This is a genomic window from Streptomyces sp. NPDC051211 (assembly GCF_040689505.1).
GTDB lineage: Bacteria > Actinomycetota > Actinomycetes > Streptomycetales > Streptomycetaceae > Streptomyces.
In genome coordinates, this window is the sequence record NZ_JBFBAV010000012.1 from 24,701 (window position 1) to 46,470 (window position 21,770).

The 21,770-nt window shown below is 68.5% G+C and carries 20 protein-coding genes and 2 pseudogenes; 16 read left to right on the forward strand and 6 right to left on the reverse strand.

The annotated features are described in order from the left end of the window. The first annotated feature begins 58 nt into the window (after nucleotides 1-58). Together AB0447_RS14495 and AB0447_RS14500 are read left to right on the forward strand one after the other, a co-directional pair. Complete coding sequence (locus AB0447_RS14495) at nucleotides 59-232, forward strand: hypothetical protein (RefSeq protein WP_366476961.1); 174 nt, start codon at nucleotides 59-61, stop codon at nucleotides 230-232. Between the two features lie 4 nt (nucleotides 233-236). Next, on the forward strand, nucleotides 237-1,013 hold the full coding sequence (locus AB0447_RS14500) for a MerR family transcriptional regulator (RefSeq protein WP_366476962.1): 777 nt from the start codon (nucleotides 237-239) through the stop codon (nucleotides 1,011-1,013). A 363-nt stretch (nucleotides 1,014-1,376) separates the two neighbouring features. Here AB0447_RS14500 and AB0447_RS14505 read toward each other — a convergent pair whose 3' ends face one another. Further along, nucleotides 1,377-1,631 carry a hypothetical protein gene (locus AB0447_RS14505; protein ID WP_366476963.1) on the reverse strand — a complete coding sequence of 85 codons (255 nt, stop codon included), beginning with the start codon at nucleotides 1,629-1,631 and terminating at the stop codon, nucleotides 1,377-1,379. Nucleotides 1,632-1,965: 334 nt separating this feature from the next. Between AB0447_RS14505 and AB0447_RS14510 the strand changes: the two genes are divergently transcribed. From AB0447_RS14510 to AB0447_RS14520, 3 genes are all read left to right on the forward strand, one after another. Beyond that, nucleotides 1,966-2,340, forward strand: a complete 375-nt coding sequence (locus AB0447_RS14510; protein ID WP_366476965.1) for a hypothetical protein — start codon at nucleotides 1,966-1,968, stop codon at nucleotides 2,338-2,340. 44 nt (nucleotides 2,341-2,384) lie between these two features. Further along, nucleotides 2,385-4,826, forward strand: coding sequence for a tetratricopeptide repeat protein (locus AB0447_RS14515; RefSeq protein WP_366476966.1), 2,442 nt, complete (start codon nucleotides 2,385-2,387; stop codon nucleotides 4,824-4,826). A 64-nt stretch (nucleotides 4,827-4,890) separates the two neighbouring features. Beyond that, nucleotides 4,891-5,100 carry a hypothetical protein gene (locus AB0447_RS14520; protein ID WP_366476967.1) on the forward strand — a complete coding sequence of 70 codons (210 nt, stop codon included), beginning with the start codon at nucleotides 4,891-4,893 and terminating at the stop codon, nucleotides 5,098-5,100. A 461-nt stretch (nucleotides 5,101-5,561) separates the two neighbouring features. On the opposite strand, the gene AB0447_RS14525 is transcribed toward AB0447_RS14520, so the two are convergent. Continuing rightward, entirely contained in the window at nucleotides 5,562-6,071 is a 510-nt protein-coding gene (locus tag AB0447_RS14525; protein ID WP_366476968.1) for a hypothetical protein, read from the reverse strand. Nucleotides 6,072-6,543: 472 nt separating this feature from the next. Between AB0447_RS14525 and AB0447_RS14530 the strand changes: the two genes are divergently transcribed. Together AB0447_RS14530 and AB0447_RS14535 are read left to right on the forward strand one after the other, a co-directional pair. Beyond that, complete coding sequence (locus AB0447_RS14530) at nucleotides 6,544-7,062, forward strand: Imm21 family immunity protein (RefSeq protein ID WP_366476969.1); 519 nt, start codon at nucleotides 6,544-6,546, stop codon at nucleotides 7,060-7,062. A gap of 626 nt (nucleotides 7,063-7,688) precedes the next feature. Continuing rightward, nucleotides 7,689-8,498: a hypothetical protein gene (locus tag AB0447_RS14535; RefSeq protein WP_366476970.1), complete on the forward strand. Its 810-nt coding sequence runs from the start codon at nucleotides 7,689-7,691 to the stop codon at nucleotides 8,496-8,498. Nucleotides 8,499-8,710: 212 nt separating this feature from the next. On the opposite strand, the pseudogene AB0447_RS14540 reads toward AB0447_RS14535, so the two are convergent. Next, a pseudogene (locus AB0447_RS14540) lies at nucleotides 8,711-9,257 on the reverse strand (transposase); the annotation flags it as partial. A gap of 262 nt (nucleotides 9,258-9,519) precedes the next feature. On the opposite strand from AB0447_RS14540, the gene AB0447_RS14545 reads away from it, so the two are divergent. The 6 genes and pseudogenes from AB0447_RS14545 to AB0447_RS14570 all read left to right on the forward strand — a co-directional run bounded on the left by AB0447_RS14545 (nucleotide 9,520) and on the right by AB0447_RS14570 (nucleotide 15,358). Then, a complete protein-coding gene (locus AB0447_RS14545; RefSeq protein ID WP_366476971.1) occupies nucleotides 9,520-10,188 on the forward strand; it encodes a DUF4360 domain-containing protein in 669 nt (222 codons plus the stop codon). A 39-nt stretch (nucleotides 10,189-10,227) separates the two neighbouring features. Next, the gene (locus AB0447_RS14550) at nucleotides 10,228-10,359 is read left to right on the forward strand and encodes a hypothetical protein (RefSeq protein WP_366476972.1); all 132 of its coding nucleotides are present in this window, start codon (nucleotides 10,228-10,230) and stop codon (nucleotides 10,357-10,359) included. A gap of 1,129 nt (nucleotides 10,360-11,488) precedes the next feature. Next, nucleotides 11,489-12,883, forward strand: coding sequence for a cytochrome P450 (locus tag AB0447_RS14555; RefSeq protein WP_366476973.1), 1,395 nt, complete (start codon nucleotides 11,489-11,491; stop codon nucleotides 12,881-12,883). 384 nt (nucleotides 12,884-13,267) lie between these two features. Beyond that, a complete protein-coding gene (locus tag AB0447_RS14560; RefSeq protein ID WP_366476974.1) occupies nucleotides 13,268-14,239 on the forward strand; it encodes a terpene synthase in 972 nt (323 codons plus the stop codon). Between the two features lie 130 nt (nucleotides 14,240-14,369). After that, nucleotides 14,370-14,489 (forward strand): annotated as a pseudogene (locus tag AB0447_RS14565) (IS5/IS1182 family transposase); the annotation flags it as partial. Between the two features lie 60 nt (nucleotides 14,490-14,549). After that, nucleotides 14,550-15,358, forward strand: a protein-coding gene (locus AB0447_RS14570; protein WP_366477127.1) for an IS5 family transposase whose coding sequence is annotated in 2 segments (ribosomal slippage) — nucleotides 14,550-14,898 and nucleotides 14,898-15,358 — 810 coding nt in all. Because the reading frame shifts where the segments join, the coding sequence is not laid out codon by codon here. Between the two features lie 106 nt (nucleotides 15,359-15,464). Here AB0447_RS14570 and AB0447_RS14575 read toward each other — a convergent pair. Next, nucleotides 15,465-16,517 carry a YncE family protein gene (locus AB0447_RS14575; RefSeq protein ID WP_366476976.1) on the reverse strand — a complete coding sequence of 351 codons (1,053 nt, stop codon included), beginning with the start codon at nucleotides 16,515-16,517 and terminating at the stop codon, nucleotides 15,465-15,467. Nucleotides 16,518-16,659: 142 nt separating this feature from the next. Between AB0447_RS14575 and AB0447_RS14580 the strand changes: the two genes are divergently transcribed. Further along, the gene (locus tag AB0447_RS14580) at nucleotides 16,660-17,583 is read left to right on the forward strand and encodes a LysR family transcriptional regulator (protein WP_366476978.1); all 924 of its coding nucleotides are present in this window, start codon (nucleotides 16,660-16,662) and stop codon (nucleotides 17,581-17,583) included. Nucleotides 17,584-17,719: 136 nt separating this feature from the next. On the opposite strand, the gene AB0447_RS14585 is transcribed toward AB0447_RS14580, so the two are convergent. Next, nucleotides 17,720-17,857 (reverse strand): hypothetical protein, encoded by a 138-nt coding sequence (locus AB0447_RS14585; RefSeq protein ID WP_366476979.1) that lies wholly within the window; start codon nucleotides 17,855-17,857, stop codon nucleotides 17,720-17,722. A 174-nt stretch (nucleotides 17,858-18,031) separates the two neighbouring features. On the opposite strand from AB0447_RS14585, the gene AB0447_RS14590 reads away from it, so the two are divergent. Further along, entirely contained in the window at nucleotides 18,032-18,772 is a 741-nt protein-coding gene (locus AB0447_RS14590; RefSeq protein WP_366476981.1) for a DUF4913 domain-containing protein, read from the forward strand. A 480-nt stretch (nucleotides 18,773-19,252) separates the two neighbouring features. Here the strand turns inward: AB0447_RS14590 and AB0447_RS14595 are convergent, their stop codons facing one another. Beyond that, the gene (locus AB0447_RS14595; RefSeq protein WP_366477129.1) at nucleotides 19,253-20,368 is read right to left on the reverse strand and encodes a serine hydrolase domain-containing protein; all 1,116 of its coding nucleotides are present in this window, start codon (nucleotides 20,366-20,368) and stop codon (nucleotides 19,253-19,255) included. Between the two features lie 414 nt (nucleotides 20,369-20,782). Here AB0447_RS14595 and AB0447_RS14600 point away from each other — a divergent pair, with 414 nt between their 5' ends. After that, nucleotides 20,783-21,667, forward strand: a complete 885-nt coding sequence (locus AB0447_RS14600; protein WP_366476982.1) for an AraC family transcriptional regulator — start codon at nucleotides 20,783-20,785, stop codon at nucleotides 21,665-21,667. Nucleotides 21,668-21,770: the final 103 nt, after the last annotated feature.

The following is a 21,770-nucleotide window of genomic DNA, read 5'->3' on the forward strand; positions in this document are numbered from 1 at the left end:
GCGATACGTGGTCGCTCGGGCGCCAGCCTCGGCGACCAGGGGTGATGGGCTGGAACAGATGCGCGCTACCCTCGCCCATGTGATCGCCCGCAATCCGTACCTCAAGGTGAGCGCGAAGGCCGCCATCGACCACGGCTCGATCCTGCGCAAGGACTACCGTGCCGTCGCCGGCGCGGTTCGCGAGACCGAAGCCGCCCACGATCTGGCCGCCCACGATCTGGAGGTGCACTGAACCGATGGCAGACGGGCTCACGATCGGTCAGGCGGCGGCGTTCGTCGGCGTCACGATCAAGACCGTGCGGCACTACCACCGGCTCGGTCTGGTCGCCGAGCCGGAACGTGACGGTTCCGGCTACCGGCGTTACGGGTCGGCCGACCTGCTCCGCATGGTCCAGGTCCGGACCCTGGCCGGGGCCGGCGTGCCGCTGGCCGAGATCGGTGACCTGCTGGACGCCGATCCCGAGCGGTTCGCCGCCGCCCTGGACGACGTCCATCGTCGGCTCAACGAACGGATCGAGGACCTGATCGCCCGCCGCGACACGCTGCACCGGCTCACCCGTGGGGACCGGGCCCTGCTGCCCGACCGGGCCTGCGCGGTCTTGGACCGACTCGCCGATCTCGGCTTCAGTGCCGACTACCTGGCCGGTCAACGGGAGGCGCTGGTGCTGGCCCGGGCGCTGGTTCCGGAGATCTTCGAAAGCTTCCTGATCCGGCTCGAACATGGCCTCGAGGATCCCGAATACGTCGAGCTGACCAAGCGCGGTTGGGATGCGAGATCCTGGGATCCGGGCGACCCGCGGCTCGAGGAGCTGGCGTGCGCGCTGGCCGGCAAGCTGCTGGCCAACCGCGCGCTGCTGGCGATGCCGACCGGGTTTCAGAACCAGTCCGACGCTGCCTCCCGGTACGGACTGGTCAACCACCACCGGGAAGACCAGGAACCGTCCATCGCCCGGTTGAACGGGCTGGTCGAGGCGAACCTGCGCGCGGCCGGCATCGATGTCCCACATCAGTGACGACCGCCCAAGTGTCCGCCCCGCCGTGCCTGCGGCCCGGTTGGCCAAGGGAAGACGTCCTCCAGATGCCCCAGGACCCGCTCGGTGAGTGGCCGGTCACGCCGGAAAGGGACCGGCCACGCTGGGGCTGGACGCCGCTGGAGAGCGTCGGGCCTGTTCGGTTCGGGATGAGCCCGCGTCAGGTGGCCGTGGCGTTGGGCGGCAAAGTGCCGGCCGTTCGGCGGGGCCACTTTCCCTGGCCGGTGTACCGCCGGTCTGAGCACTGGTACCTGAACGAGGACTGGTTCGACAAGGCTGGGGTGACCGCGCACTACTGGTACCGGGAAGGCGTCCCCACCGCGCGCGCCGTTTGGACCTGGTGGGCTATCGCTTGGCAGCCTTCGCGAGCCGCCCGGCGATCTGGGCGGCCTCTTGGGTGGTGTTGGCAGGGGCGGAAGGGCAGACCGCCACGGCCAGGGGGCGGCCGCTCGGGGGCGGGGTGAACGCCAGGGCCCAGGAGACCGAGGCTGAGGGCACCCAGGCGCTTGCCGAGTTGCCGATGGCGGACCGCAGTTCGTCGGCGGTGTGCTGGGAGACGGCGCGCCGGGCGGGCTCGGGCGTCTTGGGGCTGGTCACCATCCGGGGAATGCACCCGTGTGCCGCCGTTGCCGATCGCGGCCATCACCATCGCCATGTGCACGGGGGGCCTTGGTGTCGAAGAGGCCGTTGGCCGTGAGTGCGAGCTGCGCGGAGTTTCCCGGCTGGCGGGGCCACGTGCTGACGAAGGTCCGTAGCGGCGTGTCCAGGTTCTCCTGGTTGAAGCCGAAGGCCATGGCCGTGGAGGCCAGAGCGTCCCGGTCAGGAGCGGGCCGGCTGCTCCTGCCGCGCCTGCCGGCACGGCTTGCAGAGGGGATTCTCCAGGCCGAGTTCGACGGCTGAGTTTCGGCGCCCGAGGGCGGGGGATCCTCGCCGCATGGGACGCCCAGCGCGGTGGGGGGCCGTCGTCGTAGCGACGGCCATGGTGTTCGGAGTGTGCTTCGCGCTCGCCCGGGAGGATCCGTTCGGCTGGCTGCCGGAGAGGGACGCCGGGGCCTTCGCGGGTGCGATGGCCGCGGCCGTAGTGGCCTGCGGGTCCTGGTGGGCCGGCGGTTCCGATCGGCCTCGGAGGTCCGTGGTGATCCGCGGCGATGCGGATCGTCGTGGCGAGGTGCTTCAAAGAGGGTGGGGGGCGGGCGAGGAGAACGTCGATCTGAACGGTCGGGCCGACCGCGGCGCGCGCGTGGTGCAGGACCGGGAGGACAGCGCAAGAGCCACTCCGCCGGACCGGGGCGGGCAGGGCAGCGCGTAGTGCCTGCCGAGCGGCCGGGCAAGCGGCCTGCCACCCAATGGGACGTGTCGATCAAAGCCGACCGGGGCGGCAGCTCCCAGTTCGTCGCGGGGAACCTGTACCAGTACCTCCCCGCCCCGCCGGTCGCCGCCCTGAAGGCACTGCCCGACGCGCCGGACGTGCTGGTGGGCCGGGGCCGGCTGGTCGAGGAATTGCTCGGGATGCTGGAGCCCGGCGGGCCGAGGGCCGTGGTGGTGGCCGGGCTGGCCGGGGTCGGGAAGAGCGCACTGGCGCTGACGGTGGCCCAGCAGGCCTTGGAACGAGGCCTGTTCGATGGCGGCGTGCTGTTCGTCGGTCTGCGCGGGTACGACCCCGGCGGGGCGGCGGTGAGCGCCGGTCAGGCAGTGGACACGCTGCTCGGGGAGCTCGGCGTCCAGGACGCAGACCTGCCGGGGACGGCACAGGGGCGGCTCGCGCTGCTGAGGTCGGAGCTGGCCGCGCGGGCGGAGGTGGGCCGGCGGGTGCTGATCGTCGCCGACGACGCGGGGGAGGTCGCGCAGGTCCGGGACCTGGTCCCGCCGGGGGAGGCGCACCGGCTGCTGGTGACCTCGCGGGAGCGGCTGGTCGGGCCGGAGCTCCGGGCACGGGTGCTGGCGCTGGACGAGCTCGCGCAAGGCGCGGCGACCGAACTGGTCGCGGACGCGCTGCGGCGGGCCTGGCCGGAAGATCCGCGCCCCGGGCGCGAGCCAGAGGCGCTGGTGGCGATCGCCGGGCACTGCGGGCGGCTCCCGCTGGCGCTGACGGTGGCGGCGGCCACGCTGGCCGGCGACCCGGGGCTCGCGCTCGCGGAGCTGGCGCGACAGCTGGCGGATACCCGCTCCCGGCTGGACGCGCTCAGCCCTGCGGACGGAGGCGGTCTGCCGACGGGGGTGCGGGCGGCGTTCGACCACTCGTACGCGCGGCTGCCGGCCGACCAGGCCCGGCTGCTGCGGCTGCTGACGGCCAGTCCCGGGCCGGATATTCACACGGAGTTCGCGACGGTGCTGGGGCTCGTACCGGGTGAGGATCCGGACGCGGAACGCGCGGTCAGGGCTACGCGCGCGCTGCTGGCCGCGCTCGCCCGCACGGGGTTCCTCGCGGAACAGCCCGTGGGCTCGAACCGCTGGCGCATGCACGACCTGGTCCGCCTGTACGCCACCGAGCAGGCCGACCGGCATGCCGGGAGCGACGGGCGGGAGGAAGCGGCGCACCGTGTTCTCTCGCTCTACGGAGCGGTGTTGTACGGCGCTCACGGTCGCCTGCAGGCCCGGAGCGATGTCGACGAGGTGGAGCGTTTCCCGGACGCGGGGTCGGCGCTGCGCTGGCTCGACATGGAACGGGCCAACCTGATCGCCGCGGTGGTCCTGTGTGCCGATCTCGGCCTGGCTGACGACGCGGTGGACTTCGCGGCGTTCTTGATGGGGTATCTCTCCAGGCGCCGCCTGTTCGACGCGGCGATCCACGTGGGCCGGATCGGCGAGGCGCAGGCGCACCGGACCGGTGACCGGGATGCCCAGCACTTGCTGCTGCACGAGATCGCTCTGGCCTTGACCGAGGCCCGGCGGTTCGATGAGGCCGCCGAGCTGTTCGAGCGGTTGGTGGCCTTTCACGCTGTGCGGGAGCCGACCACGGGCAGGGCCCTGGTGCTGCTCAATTCCTCGTCCCTGTGGACGCTGACCGGCCGTCTGGACGAGGCGGCGGCCGCCCTCGAAGAGGCACTCGCGCTCTTCCGTACGTTCGGCGACCGTCGACGGGAGGCTGAGGCACTGGGCGGTCTCGGCACGCTGCTGTTGAGCCAGCGGCGCGTGGCGGAGTCCATCGCCGTACTGGAAGAGGCAGTGGACCTCCTGGCAGAGCACGGCACGCCCCTCGTGACCGCCAAGGCACTGTCAAACCTCGGCAACGCGCTGTGCGCCGACGGTCGCCTCGGCGACGCGATCGTTCGGTACGGGCGGTCCCTGGCCATGTTCCGGGAGCTCGACGACTGGTATGGGGTGGCTTTCGCCGCGGGTCGGCTGGGGGTGGTGTTGCACGAAGCGGGCCGTCCGGACGAGGCCGTCCAGCCGCTGAAGCAGGCGATCGAGGCGTGCCGGGCGGGTGGCGAACGCGGCGGCGAGGCACAGGGGTATCTCGCGCTGGGTTCCGTGCTGACCGACACGGCGGATGACACGGGAGCGTTGCAGGCGTTCGAGCGGGCCATGGCGCTCTATCAGGACGTCGGGGACCGGGCGGGGCTGGACACGGCGATGCGCGCTCTCGGCGCGACGTACGGGCGGCTGGGGGACACCGTCCGCGCGGCCGAACTCCTGCTTTTCGCGGGGATGCTCCAGAGCGGCGAGGGCGAGTTGGTGATACGGGCGGATGAGGAGGGAAACCGGAGGATGGCCCGGGCCAGCCCCTGGCGGCGGCTGCGGGCCCGCTTCGGGTGGTCCGGCGGTGGAGCAGCGCCGTCGCCGGACGACCCCTAAGGCGTGTCCGCAAAGCGACTTGGTCGTCTGGGATCGGGAGGCGGGCCGGTTGTCGTTCGAGGCGTTGAAGCGTCGGGCTGCCGCCCGTGGCCGTAGCGCCGCGGGCCTGGCCGGGCGGTGGCCGGCCTGCTTCGCGGCGTTCGACCTGTTGCAGCAGGAGGGCCAGGAGGTGCTGAACCGTCCTTACAAGGAGCGCCGCGCCCGCCTGGAGGCCCTGTTCAACGACCACCCCCTGACGGCCCGGTGGACCCTGTGCCCGATGACGAGGACCTGACCAAGGCCAGCGAGTGGCTGGAGTCCTGGACGGACCGTAGCCGGCGTCGAAGGCTGGACGATGTCCTCGGTGTCGGTGCCTTCGATATCACCGGGGTTCTGGAGCGCCCAACCTCGTGCCCCGACGCCTCACCCGCCAGAACAAACCCAATGGGCGCGACGCCTGACCGCAATGGAATAGACAACCGAGAATCCAACGCTCACTCAATTCTGTCCCGTGGTGGGATTAACCAGCGCCGCGAAGGGCTCCCGTACCTTCCCGGTGAACATGATGAAGAGACCGTAGCTCTCAGAGGTTTCCTCCCAATCTCACATACCACGCGACGTCAAAACCGGTGGCAACACCGGTGGCAACCCCGTGCGGACTGATTGCTCGTTTCCGGACACATTCCATGACGCGTGCACACGTAGTGTGATCACGGCTGCCGAGTGGATGAGTAGGCAACGGCGCATGGACCAGAGTCAGTCCTTGCGTGCTTTCGGCGCCTGCATGCTCAGTAGTTGGCCAGCTGCCTCGATCGCTTTCTCCTTCAGCGCCTCTACGGAGACCCCGCAGCCCTCGTGCCAGTCATCCAGTTCGACCGCGCACCAGACGAGAGGCTTCAGGTCTTCGGGATAGTCGAGGTCCTCGGCGACGTCGCCCCAGATCAGACCGGCACCAGTAGCGGGATCGAGAGATCCGTCCACGATGCGACCGGCGATCCAGTAGGCCATGGCCCACTTCCCTGCGTCGAAGTCGGCCGGCGGTTGGAAGCGGAGCCCGAGCTCTTCCAGGACCTGGTCGAAGAGAGCTGGGGCTTCCGGTTCTTCGCGCCGCAAGAGGCCGGCCAGCAGGGCGAGCGAAGGGCTCTCAACCCCGGCCATCAGGGCGTCCAACCCCGCCTGGATGAGACGGTCGGATCCGACGCGCAGGCCGAACACCCGCTCATGCGCCATGTGGCTGAGCTGCCGGACAGCATCGTCGTGGGTCATCTCGGTCTCTCCGTCGGTGGCTGTAGCCAACACGCTTCCACAGCCGCCAAAGGCGGCGCCATCGAGTTCCCTGCCCGCAAACCCCCGCGAAGCATCAGAAGACGATGTCCTATGAGTTGGGCAGTACACGGTTGCGGAGGAGATCGAAGCCGGCCCGGCCGAACATCTGGCGCCTGAGCGCCTTGATCCGGCTGACGTGTCCTTCGACGACGCCGGAGGTCCAGGGATTGTGGTCGCGGGCGCTGGTGGAGGTCGCCGAGCCGGAGGCGGTCCGCGCGGCGCTGCGGAGGGCCGGTGGGTGCGGGGTGGGCGGCGGACCGGCTGACGGAGGCCCACCTAGTACTCCAGTGCGGCTTCGTGATCTGTCCGGCTCCAGCGTTGGCGACGGGCCGATCACAGTGTCGGTGGCTGGTGATACCTGTAGGCGCGAAAGGACGCAACCTGCGTCCGGACGCCGCATTGGGGGACTTGGGTGGTTTCGGTCAACTGGCTCGATGGGACGGACTTCGGCTACTACGCCCTGTGTCCCGCGAGCTATCTCCAGGATTGGGACGGCACCGAGGCGAACGAGGTGTTCCAGGCTTACGTCAGCAAGGTCCCACTTCCCGACCACGGGGAGGTTCTCACGATTGGCGGCGAGGCTCTGCCTGTGACGTACCTTCCGGAGAGCATGACCTTCGTACAGAACGTCGGCTCCGACGAGAAGGTCGACCTTCACAAGGAGGCGGAGCGGGCCATGGACGCACAGGGATGGCAGGACGCTGTCGAGATCGCCCTGGGCGGACGCTACTTCCTCATCGATTCCGGTGTGCCCGGCGCGGAAACGGAAGAGAGGTACATGATCCAGGTCGATGTCCCACACGGCCGCTACCAGGTCCGGTCACTGTCCATCGACCTCCCGCTCGGGGAGTTCTACCTCCATCGGCTGGTGCCCAGCGCTTCACCACGCCTTGGCGATGGACCCGCCCATACTCCAGTGCGACGCCCGTGATCTATCCGGTGGGTTCGTCGCTGGACCATCGTCGGTAGTGGCTGCGTTGGGCTCTTGCCTGGTGGTGTCTGCGCCAGTTCGACCAATGCAGCAGCCCGGCCGCAGCGGCGTTTTGTGGGTGGAGGACGGCGGCGAGTAGGTGGCGGATCTCGGGGGCGGACAACTCGATCGGAGGTGGACCCGGGCCCAGTCGTAGTAGCGCGGCCCCTTCGCACCGGCTCCGGCGCTGTGCCGCTGCCCGGCATAGGCGGGCAGGCGGTGAGCGGGGAGATCCGCGCGGATGGGGGTGCGGCCGCCGTTGATCTGCACCCCGGTGGAGCAGGCAACGGCCAGGAGGTAGCCCCTCCTCCGGGCCTGCAAGGCTGCGAGGAACAGGGAGTCCTGGCTGTAGGCTTCGTCGCCGGTCACCCGGGAAGGCAGTGATCTTGGCGTTCCCCCGACGGGACAGTCGATCCGCTCCTGCAACCAACTCGGCCGACCGGTGCAGGCCCGGCGTCATCGCGTCCTCGGCGTCGGGGGACACCGACACGACGGCGCCGCGACACGGGCCGCTTGCCCTTACCGTACCGGGGCGGCCTGGGCACCGCCGTGTCGCGGGCGATCGTCCCCGCCTTACGATCTTGCCCATGTCGATCACATCTTCTTCCATACCTGTCCTGCAAGGGCGCGGCGCCGCTGTTCTGAGCTGGAAGCAGGGCGAGTTGGTTCTGGAGCGCCGCGGCGAGACGTTGGCGATCCCCGCCAGGGCGGTCGCCCGCCTCCATGCCGAAGCGCGGTGCGTGACGGTCGAGTTGAGGGCCCTTGCGGGGGCGACGCCGGCCGTCCATCGGATCGAGGACGTGAGCGAGGCGGCGGCCGTCGTCTTCGCGGACGCCGTGAACGCGTTGCTGCCCGACCCGGTCGAGGAGGTCGACGGCGGGGCCCTGGTCGTCGTGCGCTCCTTCGCCAGAACCAGGTTGCAGAAGTTCCGGCGCAGACTCGCGTGGTGCGTGCTCGGGGCTCTGGGAGGGGTCGTCGGCCTGTCCGTGGCCCTCATCGCCACGGCGGACGCTTCCGATGCGAAGGGCAGCGCCTTCGTGAGCGGGATCATCGGTGGCCTCACGGTCCTGTTCATCGGGGCCTTTGTGCTGTTCACGGGGTCGTCGTTCCACGAGCGTCGCCTGCGCCGGCACGGCGTGACGGTTGTCGCGGTGCGGACCGACAGGCCGAGGGTGTACCAGTACGAGGACAACACCGGTACGACTCGTTACCTCTCATACCTGAGCGCCGCACCGTTCGAACAGGTCAGTTACAACCCGGGGGACACGTCGGACGTGCTCGTACCCCGCACTCGGTTCGCACGGATCCTCGACAACTCGATGGCTTGGCTCTCCCTCCTCGGCGGGCTCAGCACCGCCCCTCTGACGATCTGGTTGGTCGTCAGCGCGCTCCGCTGACCCAGGTCCCCGGCGGGTCTGGCCCCGTTCTGGCGTCTGTGCGGGGATCTATGCTGGTCGAACGGGATGCGGGGATGGCGTCTGGGGGGACGCCATGTCTGCGTGGTTGCTCGCTGTACTGATTCCGGTCGGGCTGGTGAGTGTGGGCGGCGACGATCAGCCAGGTCCAGCGGTCCCCCTGCGGTCCGGGAGCCTGGGCCGGATCCGTCCGTGGCGCCGGTCCTGGACGACCATAGCCAGACGGCCGACGCTTCGCGGTCCTTCGGCAGGTGCTCGACCTTGAGCCGGACCAGCGTGCCCCCGATCACTGGAAGTTCGCCGTGGTGGTCCGGCCGGTTTCGTGAAGCGGAACTCCGGACCGTGCTTTCGGCGGCCGGCGACCCTTCGGGTCGTAGACGCGAGGCGGCGTCGGCAACCGCATCACGCGATCGCCACGAAACCGACCGACCGGCTCGACCGGCAGATCCCGCAGGACTCAGGCCAGGCGGGTGACGTCGTAGCCGGCGTCGCACACGAGTCGCACACAATGACGATGTCCGGTTCGCCTGTCTGCCACTGGCCCGCTGCAATGAGCCGTTGCACGACATCTCGGAGCCGGTAAGCGGTGACAGCGGTCGCGTCGTCGGCAGACCCGAGACGGATCGCGTCCAGGATCGCGGTTCAGAACGTTGCACCCGTCTCCAGCACCGTGACGAACGAGTACGGCCAGCCCGCGATGAACTGCGAAGCCGTTTTCGCGCGGCCATAGACATGGCAGTAGCCGCTCCGGCGAGGACGGGCCGACCAAACCGAAGGGACACTCGCCTGGTCGCCATCGCCGGCCGCTGGCAGCTGCGCCCCGCCTCCGCCCCGGCTCCGACCCGCGCCCGGCTGACGTCCCTCCTGCGCCCACGTCAACTGCTGCTGGAACCGACGGAACGGTACCCGCGCCACTACCACCCAGCGTGCCCACCTCCGAGTGACGGGTTCCGAGCCGTCGGCGGAGCGTTGCGATTCACGATCACGTTTCGTTGGTCCAATCATGATTCGTACACCACGCACTCTCACGGCCGCCGTCAGCTCCGCGGTCGCGACGCTCGCCACCACTGCCCTTGTGTCGTCAGCGGGGGCCGCGCCCCTGGCTCCCAAGCCGGTCGACAAGGTCACCATCGACGTCGTCTCGGTCAACGGCTCCGGGTGTCGGCCCGGCAGCGCCTCCGTCGTTGTCGCGCCGGACAACACGGCCTTCACCGTGACCTACAGCGAATACCTCGCGCAGGTCGGCAAAGGGGCCAAGCCGACCGACTATCGCAAGAACTGCCAGCTTGGCCTGCGGGTCGATGTGCCCAAGGGCTACACCTACGCCGTCGGCCAGGCGGACTACCGTGGCTTTGCAAGCCTGCAGAGGGGAGCAGTCGGAACCCAGAAGGCCAGCTACTACTTCCAGGGCACGCGCGGCACTGACAGTAGGAGCCACAGGTTCCGCGGACCGCTCGAGGACAACTGGCAGGTGAGCGATACGACGCCTGTTGCGGCCGTCGCGTGGCTGCCCTGCGGCCAGAAGCGGAACTTCAACATCAACACCGAGCTGCTCGTGGACGGCGGAGGTTCCGATACGGCAGCTGCCACCAGCTTCATGGCCATGGACTCCACCGACGGCAGCATCAAGACCACGTACCGCCTCTCTTGGAAGAAGTGCCTGGCCCGCTGAGGACTGTTCTGCGAGTCACGGGCGAAGGGTGGGCTGCCCATGCCCAGGGGGTCCTGGCCGTGGCGGAGGATCGGCAGGAGTACCTCGGCGGCGTCGAGCGCCGGCATCGTGGTCAGCGGATGCGCACCGGCCCTCGACCGGCTCGCCGCCTACTTCGGCCGGACCGTCTAACCCCCGGCTGGGTGAACCCCGGTTCCGGCGCGGCAATGAGGGTGTGGGCAGGTAGCGGTGTGGTGTGAAGCATGTCCGCGCCAGTCTGCCGGTGCACCTGCGCGAAGCAGATCGAGCCGCCGACTCGCGACAGGGCCTGCCGGATACGGTCGTTTGCGTTAGACCTTGCTGCCAGCTCCATGCGGCGGGTGTTGACGGGCTGTCCCCGAGGCCGCACGCTCAGGACATGAGAGCGGAAGGTACTCACCGTAGGACGTTCGGGCGTCTTCCGCCTCTTTGGCCCGAGGGCTCGGGCGCGCCGTATCAGATCCAGCTGAATTCAGTAATTGAGGTGATGAGTTGGATCTTACGCAGGGTGCCCTGTGGCGAGCGGCCGAGTATGCCCTGCGAACGCAGGACCCAGCCGAGGGATTCTGGGAGAGTGCGGCCGAGCCCCGAATCTTCGACACAGCGATCGCGCATCTGGCCTTGACCAGGATTGGCCGAGTGAGTCTTGAAGCGAAAGCAAGATCTCTAACATGGCTTGCGGCCGCGGCCCCGCAGGCACATGATCCGGTGGCTCAGGGGATTGAGCGGTGGTTCCGAACCTTGTGCCTCACTTCTACGGACATTGATGGAGTTCCTGTCCCCTTCTCGGAACTGGAACAGGGTAAGCGGGCGCTTCTTGTCAACAGTCTCGCGGTGCATACCCGGGCCTGCGGCGCGAACCCCGGTCGACTGTTGGCCGACGTCGAGCAGTCGCTGCACGCAGCTGGTGGACAGCGTCTCAAACAATGGCAGCGGGTGAGCCTGGCCGCGGCCGACCTTATCGCGCGACGGGCACTCGGGTACGAGCCATCGGCTCGTGCCGTGCGCTGCTCGAGATCGAGCAATCGCTGGACGGATCCTACTGCAGGATGCCGGCCGTCACCGCCGTTGCCTACATGGCGCTCTCCGCAATCCCGTGCTCTGCAAAGCAGCGCTGCCTCGCCTATCTTCTACGCAGCCAACACCCTGATGGCACCTGGCGGTTCGTGTCCAACGAAATCTGGGACACCGCCCTCTTGCCGCTGACACAGCACCCGCAGCTGCCAGCAGCGCACTCTTAGCCACCTGGATGTGCACAATCAGTAAGAAAGAGGTGCCCAGCATGTCGTCTACCCATCTCACTCCCCAGCCCGAATACTCCTTCGGGCAGGCGCCCAGGGCGCTCCCGCTCCTCGGGCACACCCTGCCGCTGCTTCGCGATCCACATTCTTTTCTGACCTCTCTCCCGGCCTTCGGTGATCTGGTTCGGATCCGCATCGGCCCGTCCATAGCGATCATGATCTGCGATCCAGAACTGACCCGCCAGGTCCTGCTGGACGACCGAACCTTCGACAAGGCCGGTCTCGTGTTGGATCGGGTAGCGGAGGTCCTGGGCGACGGAATGGCCACCTGCCCGCACAGTCGGCACCGGCGTCAGCGCCGCCTAGCACAGCCGGCCTTCCATCCCAGCCGGTTTCCCGACTACACACAGACGATGAGAGAGCAGGCCGACCTGATGGTCGACACCTGGCGGGATGGGCAGGTGCTCGATGTGCTGCCCGCGATGGTGTCCCTGACCGCATGTACCACAGCGGAAGCCCTATTCAAGGGCAGCCTCCCACCGCACGCCCAACGCCAGGTCATAGATGACATAATTACCCTGCCCAAAGGGATATACAGGCGCGCGATCTCACCTCACACGTTGAACCGTGTTCCCACACCCGGTAACCGCCGTTATCGCCGGGCCCGTACCCGGCTACGGCAAACGGTCGATGGCATAGTCATCGCCCGCCAAGCCGAGGGCACTGACCACGGCGACCTCCTGTCGGCGCTGCTGGCAACCCGCAACTTCGGCGCCGTCGACGGGCACGACGATCTGGCCCTTACCGATGCCGAGATCAGCGACCAGGCCATTACGTTCTTCCTCGGAGGCGTGGAGACTGCCGCCTCCGCGCTCGCGTGGTCGCTCCACCTGCTTGGGCAACATCCCGCAGTCACGAGCCGACTGCAGGCCGAGATCGACGCCGTCATCGCTGGCGAATCCGTCTCCTACGAACACCTGGCGGAGCTCACCTACACCCGCCAGATCCTTACTGAAACTCTACGGCTCCGCCCTCCCATTTGGATTTCCACAAGAGTCACATCAGTAGACACCAATCTCGGAGGACATCCCATCCCCGCCGGTACAACCATCATCTACAGCCCATATCTGATCCACCACCGAAACGACCTCTACGATAACCCGGAGCATTTCGACCCCGACCGCTGGGACGAGACCAGGATGACCCCACAGCGTAGTGCCCTGGTCCCATTTAGTGGAGGTCCCCGCAAATGCATCGGCGACAACTTCGCCATTGCCGAAGCCATTATCGCGTTGGCCACCATCTACGCTCGTTGGCAGCTGCGCCCCATCCCCAATAACCGAGTCCGTCCCGCCTTTAACATCACTCTCACCCCCCACCATCTCCGCATGGTAATCACAGAACGCGAGACAAAGCGCGAAAAATTGAGATCATAAAGAATTCCGGAAGGCTATTCAAAACGGTCCGATCATGGTGGGCTCCAGGTGCGGAGGAGTTCGAGCTGGGTGACGGTCTCAAGGTCAAAGGCTCCTGGCCATACCGGCCGAACGCCGCCGCCTCCCGCTCGGTCAGGAATCCACCATCGGCATGGCCACAACGTAGAACCGAGCCCACCCGGGCCATCCCAAAGCAAACAAACCGTTACAGTCCGTTCACAGACACAGGACAGGCCCGCCTCGATCGCGCGGCAGCTGGGGATCAACCCCCGAAGCGATGCGGACAAAACCATGGATCCGGGTAGATACCAGAGAGCGCCCACACCACGGTTGCTGCGGCACCCGCGCGGCCACATGAGCCTCGGTAGAGAGTGAGTCCTGCGCATGAGCCACCCCCTCGACAGACGGCCATCACCGATCCTGGAACTACGCTGCCCCTTCCCGTCTCGGTTCGACAGTGAGCTCGCCGAAGAGATCGACGAGCGGATAGCCGAATGGGCGCAGGAGATCGGAGTCTTCGCGGGGGCGCTGAAGAAGTTTCGCCAGTTCCGGTTCGGCGCGTTCGCGGTACTCGTCCATCCCGACACGAAGGACCGAGACCGGTTGCTACTGGAAGCACAGCTGACCACCGCCATGTTCGCCGCAGATGATCACTATTGCGATGATGAGTCGCTAGGGGCTGACGCAGAGACGGCGGCGGCACGGCTGACCTTGATCTCAGTGGCACTCGACATGCCGCTGTCAAGCCCCGAGGCCGAGGTGATTCACCGGCAGGTGGCCAGCGACCCGGTACTCAGAGCGTTCCGGGAGCTCCTGGTCCGCGTCACCACGCTCGGCACGCCGACACAGACGGGGCGGGTCCGGTACGGCATCATCTCGACACTCCTGGCGATGGCGGGCGAGAACTCGTGGCGGCTGGGCCACCTGCACCCCCCAGCGTGGGAGTACCTGGCCGTTCGCCCCTACAACGGAGCTCTGTCGAACTTCTCGCTCAGCGACGTCGTAGACGACTACGAGCTTCCGGCACGTGACTTCGAGGCCCCCGCCGTCCGCGCGCTGAGCCTCATAGCCTCCACCCTCATCATGCACGTCAACGACCTGTACTCCAAAGCAAAGGAAGACCGGACCAGCGTCGGCAGCTACAGCCTGCCGCGCATCCTGGAGGCCGCCCACGCCACAGATGGACTGCAGGAAACCGTCAGGATTCACAACGAACAGATGTCGCGCTACCTCGACGCCGAGGCGATGGTCATGGCCGCCGACCCCTCCACAGAACTCGCACAATATCTCCGAGGCCTGCGCAACTGGATGCGGGGAAACCTCGACTGGCACCGGATCAGCGGTCGATACGACTGACGCCGCCGACCTTTATTTGATCTTGTTCGTTACTGGTGACTTCCGGACAACATCAGTGCGTCGAGCTGCAACGCCGCGAAAACGCACTCCAAGCCACCCGCACAACCGCCCCCAACAGCACCCCGCTGACCTCGACGAACTCATCCATACCGACCGGGTGAAGGCAGACCGCCCCTACTTCTCCGGCAAACATCGGGTGCACGGGATGAATGTCCAGGTGAATGAATCCGCAAGATTGCTCACCGCTACTTTGCGGCTCGCCGTAGCTTTAGAAGTCATCTCATTTGGACGACTCGGTAGAGTGTTGGCCATGGTGGGGATCGTTGAGCGACTGGTGCCGGACGAGTTGTGGGAGTTGTTCCAGCGGGTGGTGCCGGAGGCGCCGTCGAGGCCGCAGGGCGGTGGGCGGCGTCGGCACGGCGACCGGGAGGTGCTGGCCGCGATCGTCTTCGTGGCTACATCAGGTTGTACCTGGCAGCAGCTGCCTTCGGCGTCGTTCGGCCCGTCCGGAGCGACCGCCCACCGGCGGTTCTCGGAGTGGTCGAAGGCCAGGGTGTGGGCCAAGCTCCACCGCCTGGTCCTCGACGAACTCGGTGCCCGCGGCGAGCTGGACTGGTCGCGGTGCGCGATCGACTCGGTGAACATGCGGGCCCTGAAAAAGGGGATCTGACAGGTCCGAATCCTGTCGACCGGGGCAAGTACGGCTCAAAGATCCACCTGATCACGGAACGGTCAGGTCTGCCCATATCCGTCGGCATTTCCGGGGCCAACCTGCACGACAGCCAGGCCCTGATCCCGCTCGTGCAGGGCATCCCGCCGATCCGCTCGCGCCGTGGCCCACGACGGCGGAGGCCCGGCAAACTCCACGCCGACAAGGGCTACGACTACGCCCAGCTGCGGCGATGGTTACGCGAGCGCGGTATCACCCACCGCATCGCCCGCAAGGGAGTCGAGTCCTCCCAACGGCTGGGCCGCCACCGCTGGACCGTGGACCGCACCATGTCCTGGCTCGCCGGCTGCCGCCGCCTCCACCGACGCTACGAACGCAAGGCCGACCACTTCCTCGCCTTCACCAGCATCGCCTGCACCCTCATCTGCTACCGCAGGCTCGCCAAATGAGATGGCTTCTGAAGCGCCGGCCGTAGCGACGACTGAAGCGCTGGCCATAGCGCCGACCATAGCGATGACTGAACCCACCCCCGTGCCTGCTGAGTCCGGGCGGCGGTCAGGCCTGGCGCGGGAGGTACGCGAGGCCGTGCGCGCCGGGCTCGCCGAGCTTGGCGATGTCCAGCCGGCCCAGGCGCTCCACCGTCTCTAGGTCGACGATGTCGACGGTGGACGAGACGACGCAGGCCACATAGGCGAGCCGGCCGTCGGGGGACGAAGTGATGGTCAGCGGAAAGAGGCCGACCTCGAGGTCGCCCAGCTGCTTGCGGGTGTCGGCGCAGAACACGGTGAGGCGGCCCGGTGCGTGGCGTCCGAGTCGGGAGACCGCGTCGGGCGCCATGCGCACTTCGCCCGCGAGCAGCCTGCCCGTCGAGGTCAAGTGCACCGGCAGGACGATGTCCCCTGTGGGCAGGATGTCGACGACGGCCGCTGTCCGGGTGTCGATGACCCGGATTCCGGCGGGCGGCCGTCCCTCGGCGGTGCCGGAGAAGTTGCCGTAGGGCGCGGCGACGAAGGCGTGCGTGCCGTCGGCGGAGACGGCGAGGCCCTCACTGCCCGGTACCTCGACCTTCGCGGTGAGCGTGCCCCGTTCGAGGTCGACGACCGACACGAACGGGGCTTCCTTGTTGGTGGCGTAGCCCGTCCGCCCCGCCGGATCGATGGCGAACCAGTGCGGGCCGGGCGCGTCCGTGTCGATCCTGCCCAGGGGCCGGCGGGTCTCCGTGTCGATCACCACGACACCGCCGGGCCGGTCGTCCGTACCCTCCACACTGACGTAGAGGCGACCGCGCACCGGGTCCAGCGCCAGTCCGTGCGGCCCGTGTTCCGGGGCGAGGTCGACGACCTCGACGATGCGGCGGGTGTCAGGGTCGATGACGGCCAGTTCGGTGCGCCGGCCGCCGTTCGCGTGGTAGTAGCCCCAGTGGTACGTCAGGGTGCACCACAGCAGTCGCTGCGTCGGGTCGAAGCACAACTCGTGGGGCTCGGCAGGGACTTGCACATCACCGAGGTGCCGGTCGGAGGCGGCGTCGAAGAACGAGACCGTCGGTCCGCTCTGACTGACGACGGCCAGGACGTCGCCTTCCCGGCCGGTACGGGGGGACTGCTGCACAGCGGCTCCTCGAAAGGGGTGAAGGGAGTGCCGCGCGTCTTCGCGGGCATCTCCACTCTCCGCGCCGGAGCATGCAGCGACAATGCAAAGATTGGCACTCAATCATTGACTCAGGCGTAAAAATGCAGCTCAGGAGGCATCGATGGATCTCAACCTGCTGCGAGCCCTGGACGCCCTGCTCCAGGAGAACAGCGTGACCCGCGCAGCGGAGCGCTTGGGCACCTCGCCCGCGGCGGTCAGCCGTACCCTGGCCCGGCTCCGCCGTGCCGTCGGCGACCCGCTGCTGGTCCGGGCCGGCCAGGGGATGGTCCCGACGCCCCGCGCCGTCGAACTCCGGGAGGAGGTAGGCGCGTTGCTGCGCGGCTGCGACAACGTCCTGCGGCCCGGTCCCGGTTTCGACGCCGTGCACCTCCAGCGCACCTTCACGGTGCAGGCCGCCGACCTGCTGCTGGTGGGACTGGCCGGGATCCTGACCGAGCGGATCCACGCGGAGGCCCCGCAGGTGGACGTCGTCTTCCTTCCGGAGGCGGTGGAGGGCGGCCCGGGGCTGCGGCAGGGCCGGGTGGACGTCGAACTGGGCGTCCTTGGACACCTGGACCCGGAAATCCGGACCCGGCAGCTCACCCGGATGCCGCTGGTCGGCATCGCCCGCAGCGGTCATCCCCTCTTCGACGAGCGGATCGACGCCCGCCGTTTCGCCGCGGCCGACCACATCGGCATCTCCCGGCTCGGCAAGCGCCTCGGGCCCATAGACAGCGCGCTCGCGGAACTCGGGCTGCAACGCCGGACCGCGGTCGTGGTGCCCAGCCACACGAGCGCGATGATGCTCGCCCGGGACACCGACCTCGTCGCGCTCAGCCTTGCCGACTGGCTCCCCGACACCGTCACCGCCATGGGACTGCGGACGTTTCCCATCCCCCTCGACCTGGCACCCCTGGACCTCGGGATGGCCTGGCACCCCCGCAACTCGGCCGATCCGGGTCACCGCTGGTTCCGCGATCACCTGGCGGCCGCCGTCCTGGCCCCGGCGGGACCGGGGGCGGTAGCCGCCCGCACTGCCAACTGACTCCCTCCTGCCCAAGCGTTCGCACCTGCCACAGAGCCCGTGCGCTGTGGTGCGCTGCGGGGGTCCCGTAGAGCACGCACCGGCGCAGCGGCCTCTCGGGCACGCGAATCCTCGAAGTCGTCGGCCGGGTGGCGGGTCATGTGCCGCCCAGGCGGCGCGCGTACACGCGCCTCAGGGGTGCGCGGGCCGGGATGATGCACAGGCCGACGCCGAGGACTCCGGTCACCACGACGAGTGCGCAGCCGATCAGCAGTTCTTCGAGCTTGCCGAGCACGAATTTAAGCCGACGTGCGTGTTCAGGCGCTGACGGGTGGTCAATTGAGCTCTGCGGAAGGTGTCACGTGCGACAGGAGGGGCCAGGCTTGTTCGAGAGGTCTGTGCCACCTTGGCTGGGCATGCCCGCCTCCTCATTATCGTCGCCACGACGATAATGGGCTATCGTCGCCCCATGAACGAAGCACGGGACGAGAACACCAACTCCATGGCCAACTCGGCGATCGAGCATGCGAAGCGGGTCGCGGCGCTGGTCACGGCCGAGGCGGCGGGCAAGGCGTGGAAGGAGCACCACATGGCCTTGACCTTCTTCCTGGCCGGCGCACGGTCGTCGCACGAGGAGGACCATCATGCCCGGCAGTTGGACGGGTGGAGGAAGCAGCTCGTCGACTGTCTCGAGGCGGACGCCTACGCCGAGGTCGCCGAACTGCAGGAGCAGCTTCTGGGCTGGATCCTGAGGGAGCTTCGCCATCGTGACAGTGCTCTGGACGCGCTGCTGGCGGCATACTCCCCGCCCAAGCAGCCGCGCGAACCGCGTTCGCTCTTCCCCATGCCGGCTTCGGAGGTCCACGATGGCCAGGCCGAGTTCTACTACGCCGACGTCTTCGAATTCGTCACCAGCTACCTGGCCTACACCATCCGCCGCCCCTTGGACGGTACGACCGCCACGTGGTGCCCGCGCTGGTGGGACCACCCCGAGGCAGGGGCCCGGCTGGCCGCGCTCTGGCTGGCCTGGGAGCACCTGCGCCATGACGTAGGGCTGGGCATGACCACGTGGTGGATCCAGTACGCCGATCCGCACCTGCGCGTCCTGATGGACCCCAAGCAGGGCCCGTTCGCCGCCTGCTCGCCCAAGGGGCACACAGAGACACCGTTCGAACCGCTCCCCAATGACCCGTACGACCCGGCCCGGTGACCTGAGCCGCAGATCCGCCGGCCGGTCTTTCCAAGGCGGCTGCCATCTGCTCTCCAGGTTGACTACGTGGGCAACCCTCGCATGCGGGTACGACAGCACGGTCAGCACGGTCAGCGCGTGTGCCGGGAGCGGTGTGGCCAGCGGCGTTCGCGGACGAAGTTGGTCGCGGACTAGCTGGACCGTGCGCGCCTCGCCGGCCACGTACGCGGTTCCGGGCTCGGCGGAAGGTCGAGGTTGCGCACCGCGTCCACGAGTACGGCGGAGATTGCCGGGGAGACGTCGCCGCGAAGTGCGAGGGCGAGTTCGCCGGCCCGCTGGAGCGGGTGCCGGGCGTCTGCGGTCGCGGAAGCGCACCCTGCCCGGGGCGGGCTGCCCGTGCCGGAGGCGCCAGAGCGGGAAGCCACCGGCAGGTCCCGCTCACCTGCGGTACTGCGAGGGGGAGAGGGCAGCCGGTGCAGGCACGGACTGCCCCTTGCGCCGTCAGTGCAGTCCGCTATAGGCGGCCATGATGATTTCCATGCCGCGGTTGTCCTCCTGCCGGTCCCGGTCGATCATCTGGTTCATGGCATAGGCGACCGTCATGCGTGAGTCGGGATCGCTCATGACCAGCGAGCCGCCCCAGCCGCCCCAGCCGAAGGTGTTGCCGAACTTTCCGAAGCCCACGGTCCAAGACATCGGCGTCCGCAGGACACGGTCGTCGCCGCGGAACACCTCCTGCCACGCGGGCTCACAGCCCTGGGGGGACAGCAGTCGCACACCGCCGGCCGATCCCTGGTTTGCCAGTACCGACTGGGCGAGGGCGACAGAACGAGCGTTGCCGAAGCCGTTCACCGCAGGGATCTGCGCGCGACGCCAGGCCACGGAGTTGACGTCCCTGACCCGGATCGCGGCACCGGTGTCCTCCCGGCGTGCGCCGTCCGGTCCGGGCGGTGCGCTGGAGGCGTACTCGTCGGTCAGCGACGGCGGCGGGATGAGCGGTGCGACGCGGTGGTCATGCTCCGCAGAGAGCCCGATGTGGAAGTCCGCGCCCAGCGGCTTGGCCACCTCTTCGGCGAAGAACTCGCCGAGACTGCGGCCGGTGATGCGGCGGACGATCTCACCGACGAGGAACCCGAAGGTGAGCGCGTGATAGCCGGCGGCCGTTCCGGGCGCCCATTCGGGAGCCTGCGCGGCCAGCCCTGCCGTCACGCTCTCCCAGTCGTAGAGCTCCTCGACCGCCGTCGGCCCGGACAGGTCCGGCAGTCCCGCAGTGTGCGACAGAACGTGCCGTACCAGCACGCTCTCCTTGCCGGCCACGGCGAACTCCGGCCAATAGGCGGCGACCGGCGCGGACAGATCGAGCCGGCCGCGGTCGGCCAGGATCAGCGCACAAAGGGCGCTCATGTTCTTGGTCGTCGAGTTCACGCAGGTGAGGGTGTCGCGTTCCCAGCTGACGGAACGGTCCGCATCGCCGTACCCACCCCAGATGTCGACCACCGGCTCGCCGTCAACGTAGACGGCCGCCGAGGCACCCACGTCGTCCTTGCCGAGCAAAGCTGCAAGTGCCTCACGGACTGCGGCAAACCGCGGCTCGCATACTCCCTCGATATCAGTCATGGGCGTAAGCCTCAGATAACGCCAGGGCTTCCTGCCCAACAATTCCCGCACTGGTTTTGTCGGGCGGGGCACGATCAAATGTTCTCAACTCCGTCAAGACGGCCTGACGGCCGCGCGGTCGACCGCTCCCGTCTCCGCCCCCCGGCCGGCCGACGGCCCGACCGGTCGTCCCAAGACCGGCTGTCGGTAGCCGTTCCCACGGCGAACAGCCCCGGGATCACCCGTCGAGCATGTACGTCACGACAGCCCGGCCGGCGCCCGAGACCGCAGCGCCGACGACCGCCAAGGCGCCGCGTCGCGGCGAGCGGCCCCGGCTTAGGCTCGGGTGCCGGCCGCGGCGGCTCCTGCGGTTGCGGCCGGTTGGCAGGGTGGGCGTTCCTACAGTGGAGACACGAGGAAGAAGGACGGATACACGTGCTGGAGCGGCTGAATCAGGCGCTGGACCACCTGGAGGCCTGCCTCGACCGGGAGATCGACATGGCCGAGGTGGCCCGGATCGCCGCGGTGTCGGAGTATCACTTCCGGCGGCTGTTCTCCGCGCTAGCCGGGATGCCGCTCCCGGTCTACGTACGGCGCCGGCGGATGACGCTCGCCGGGGCCGAGGTGCTGGCGGGGGAGCGGACGCTGCTCGATGTCGCGGTGCGCTACGGGTACGGCTCGGGCGAGGCGTTCGCCCGGGCGTTCCGGTCGGTGCACGGCATCGGGCCGGGCGAGGCCCGGCGCACGGGTGCGGTGCTCACGGCACAGCCGCGCATGTCCTTCCGTGTCGTCGTCGAAGGGGGCACGGCCATGCGGTACCGGATCGTGGAGAAGGAGTCGTTTCGGGTCGTCGGTAGGAGGGCCCGGGTCCCGCTCGTACACGAGGGGGTCAACGCGGCTGCCGCGGCGCACGTGGCGAGCCTGGACGAGCAGACGATCGTACGGATGAAGGAGCTGGTCCACCGGGAGCCGGAGGGGGTCCTGTCGGCGGTGGTGCACCTGACCGACAGTCGGGAGGAGGGCGCCGAGGTGGATTACTGGATCGGCGTGGTGACCGGTCCCGAGGCGGCCGCCGAGGAGCTCGACGCCCTCGACGTGCCGGCCGGGACCTGGGCGGTCTTCGACAACCACGGGCCCTATCCGAGCGCCCTCCAGGAGCTGTGGCGAGATGTGTTCACGCAGTGGTTCCCTTCGAACCCGTACGCGAGCCGGCCGGGTCCGGAGCTCCTGCGGACGCAGCCGGTGGAGATCGGCGCGGAGACCGGCTCCCAGCTGTGGATCCCGGTCGAGCGGCGCAGCAGCGGGGGCGCCGGGGCGTGAACTCCGGCACTTGGAAGTCGCCCTCCGCACGGAAGGTCGGCTGCGGGGCATGCCGGCTCTGCGGGACCCTCTCGCACAACGATGGGCCGGCGGGGGCGTAACT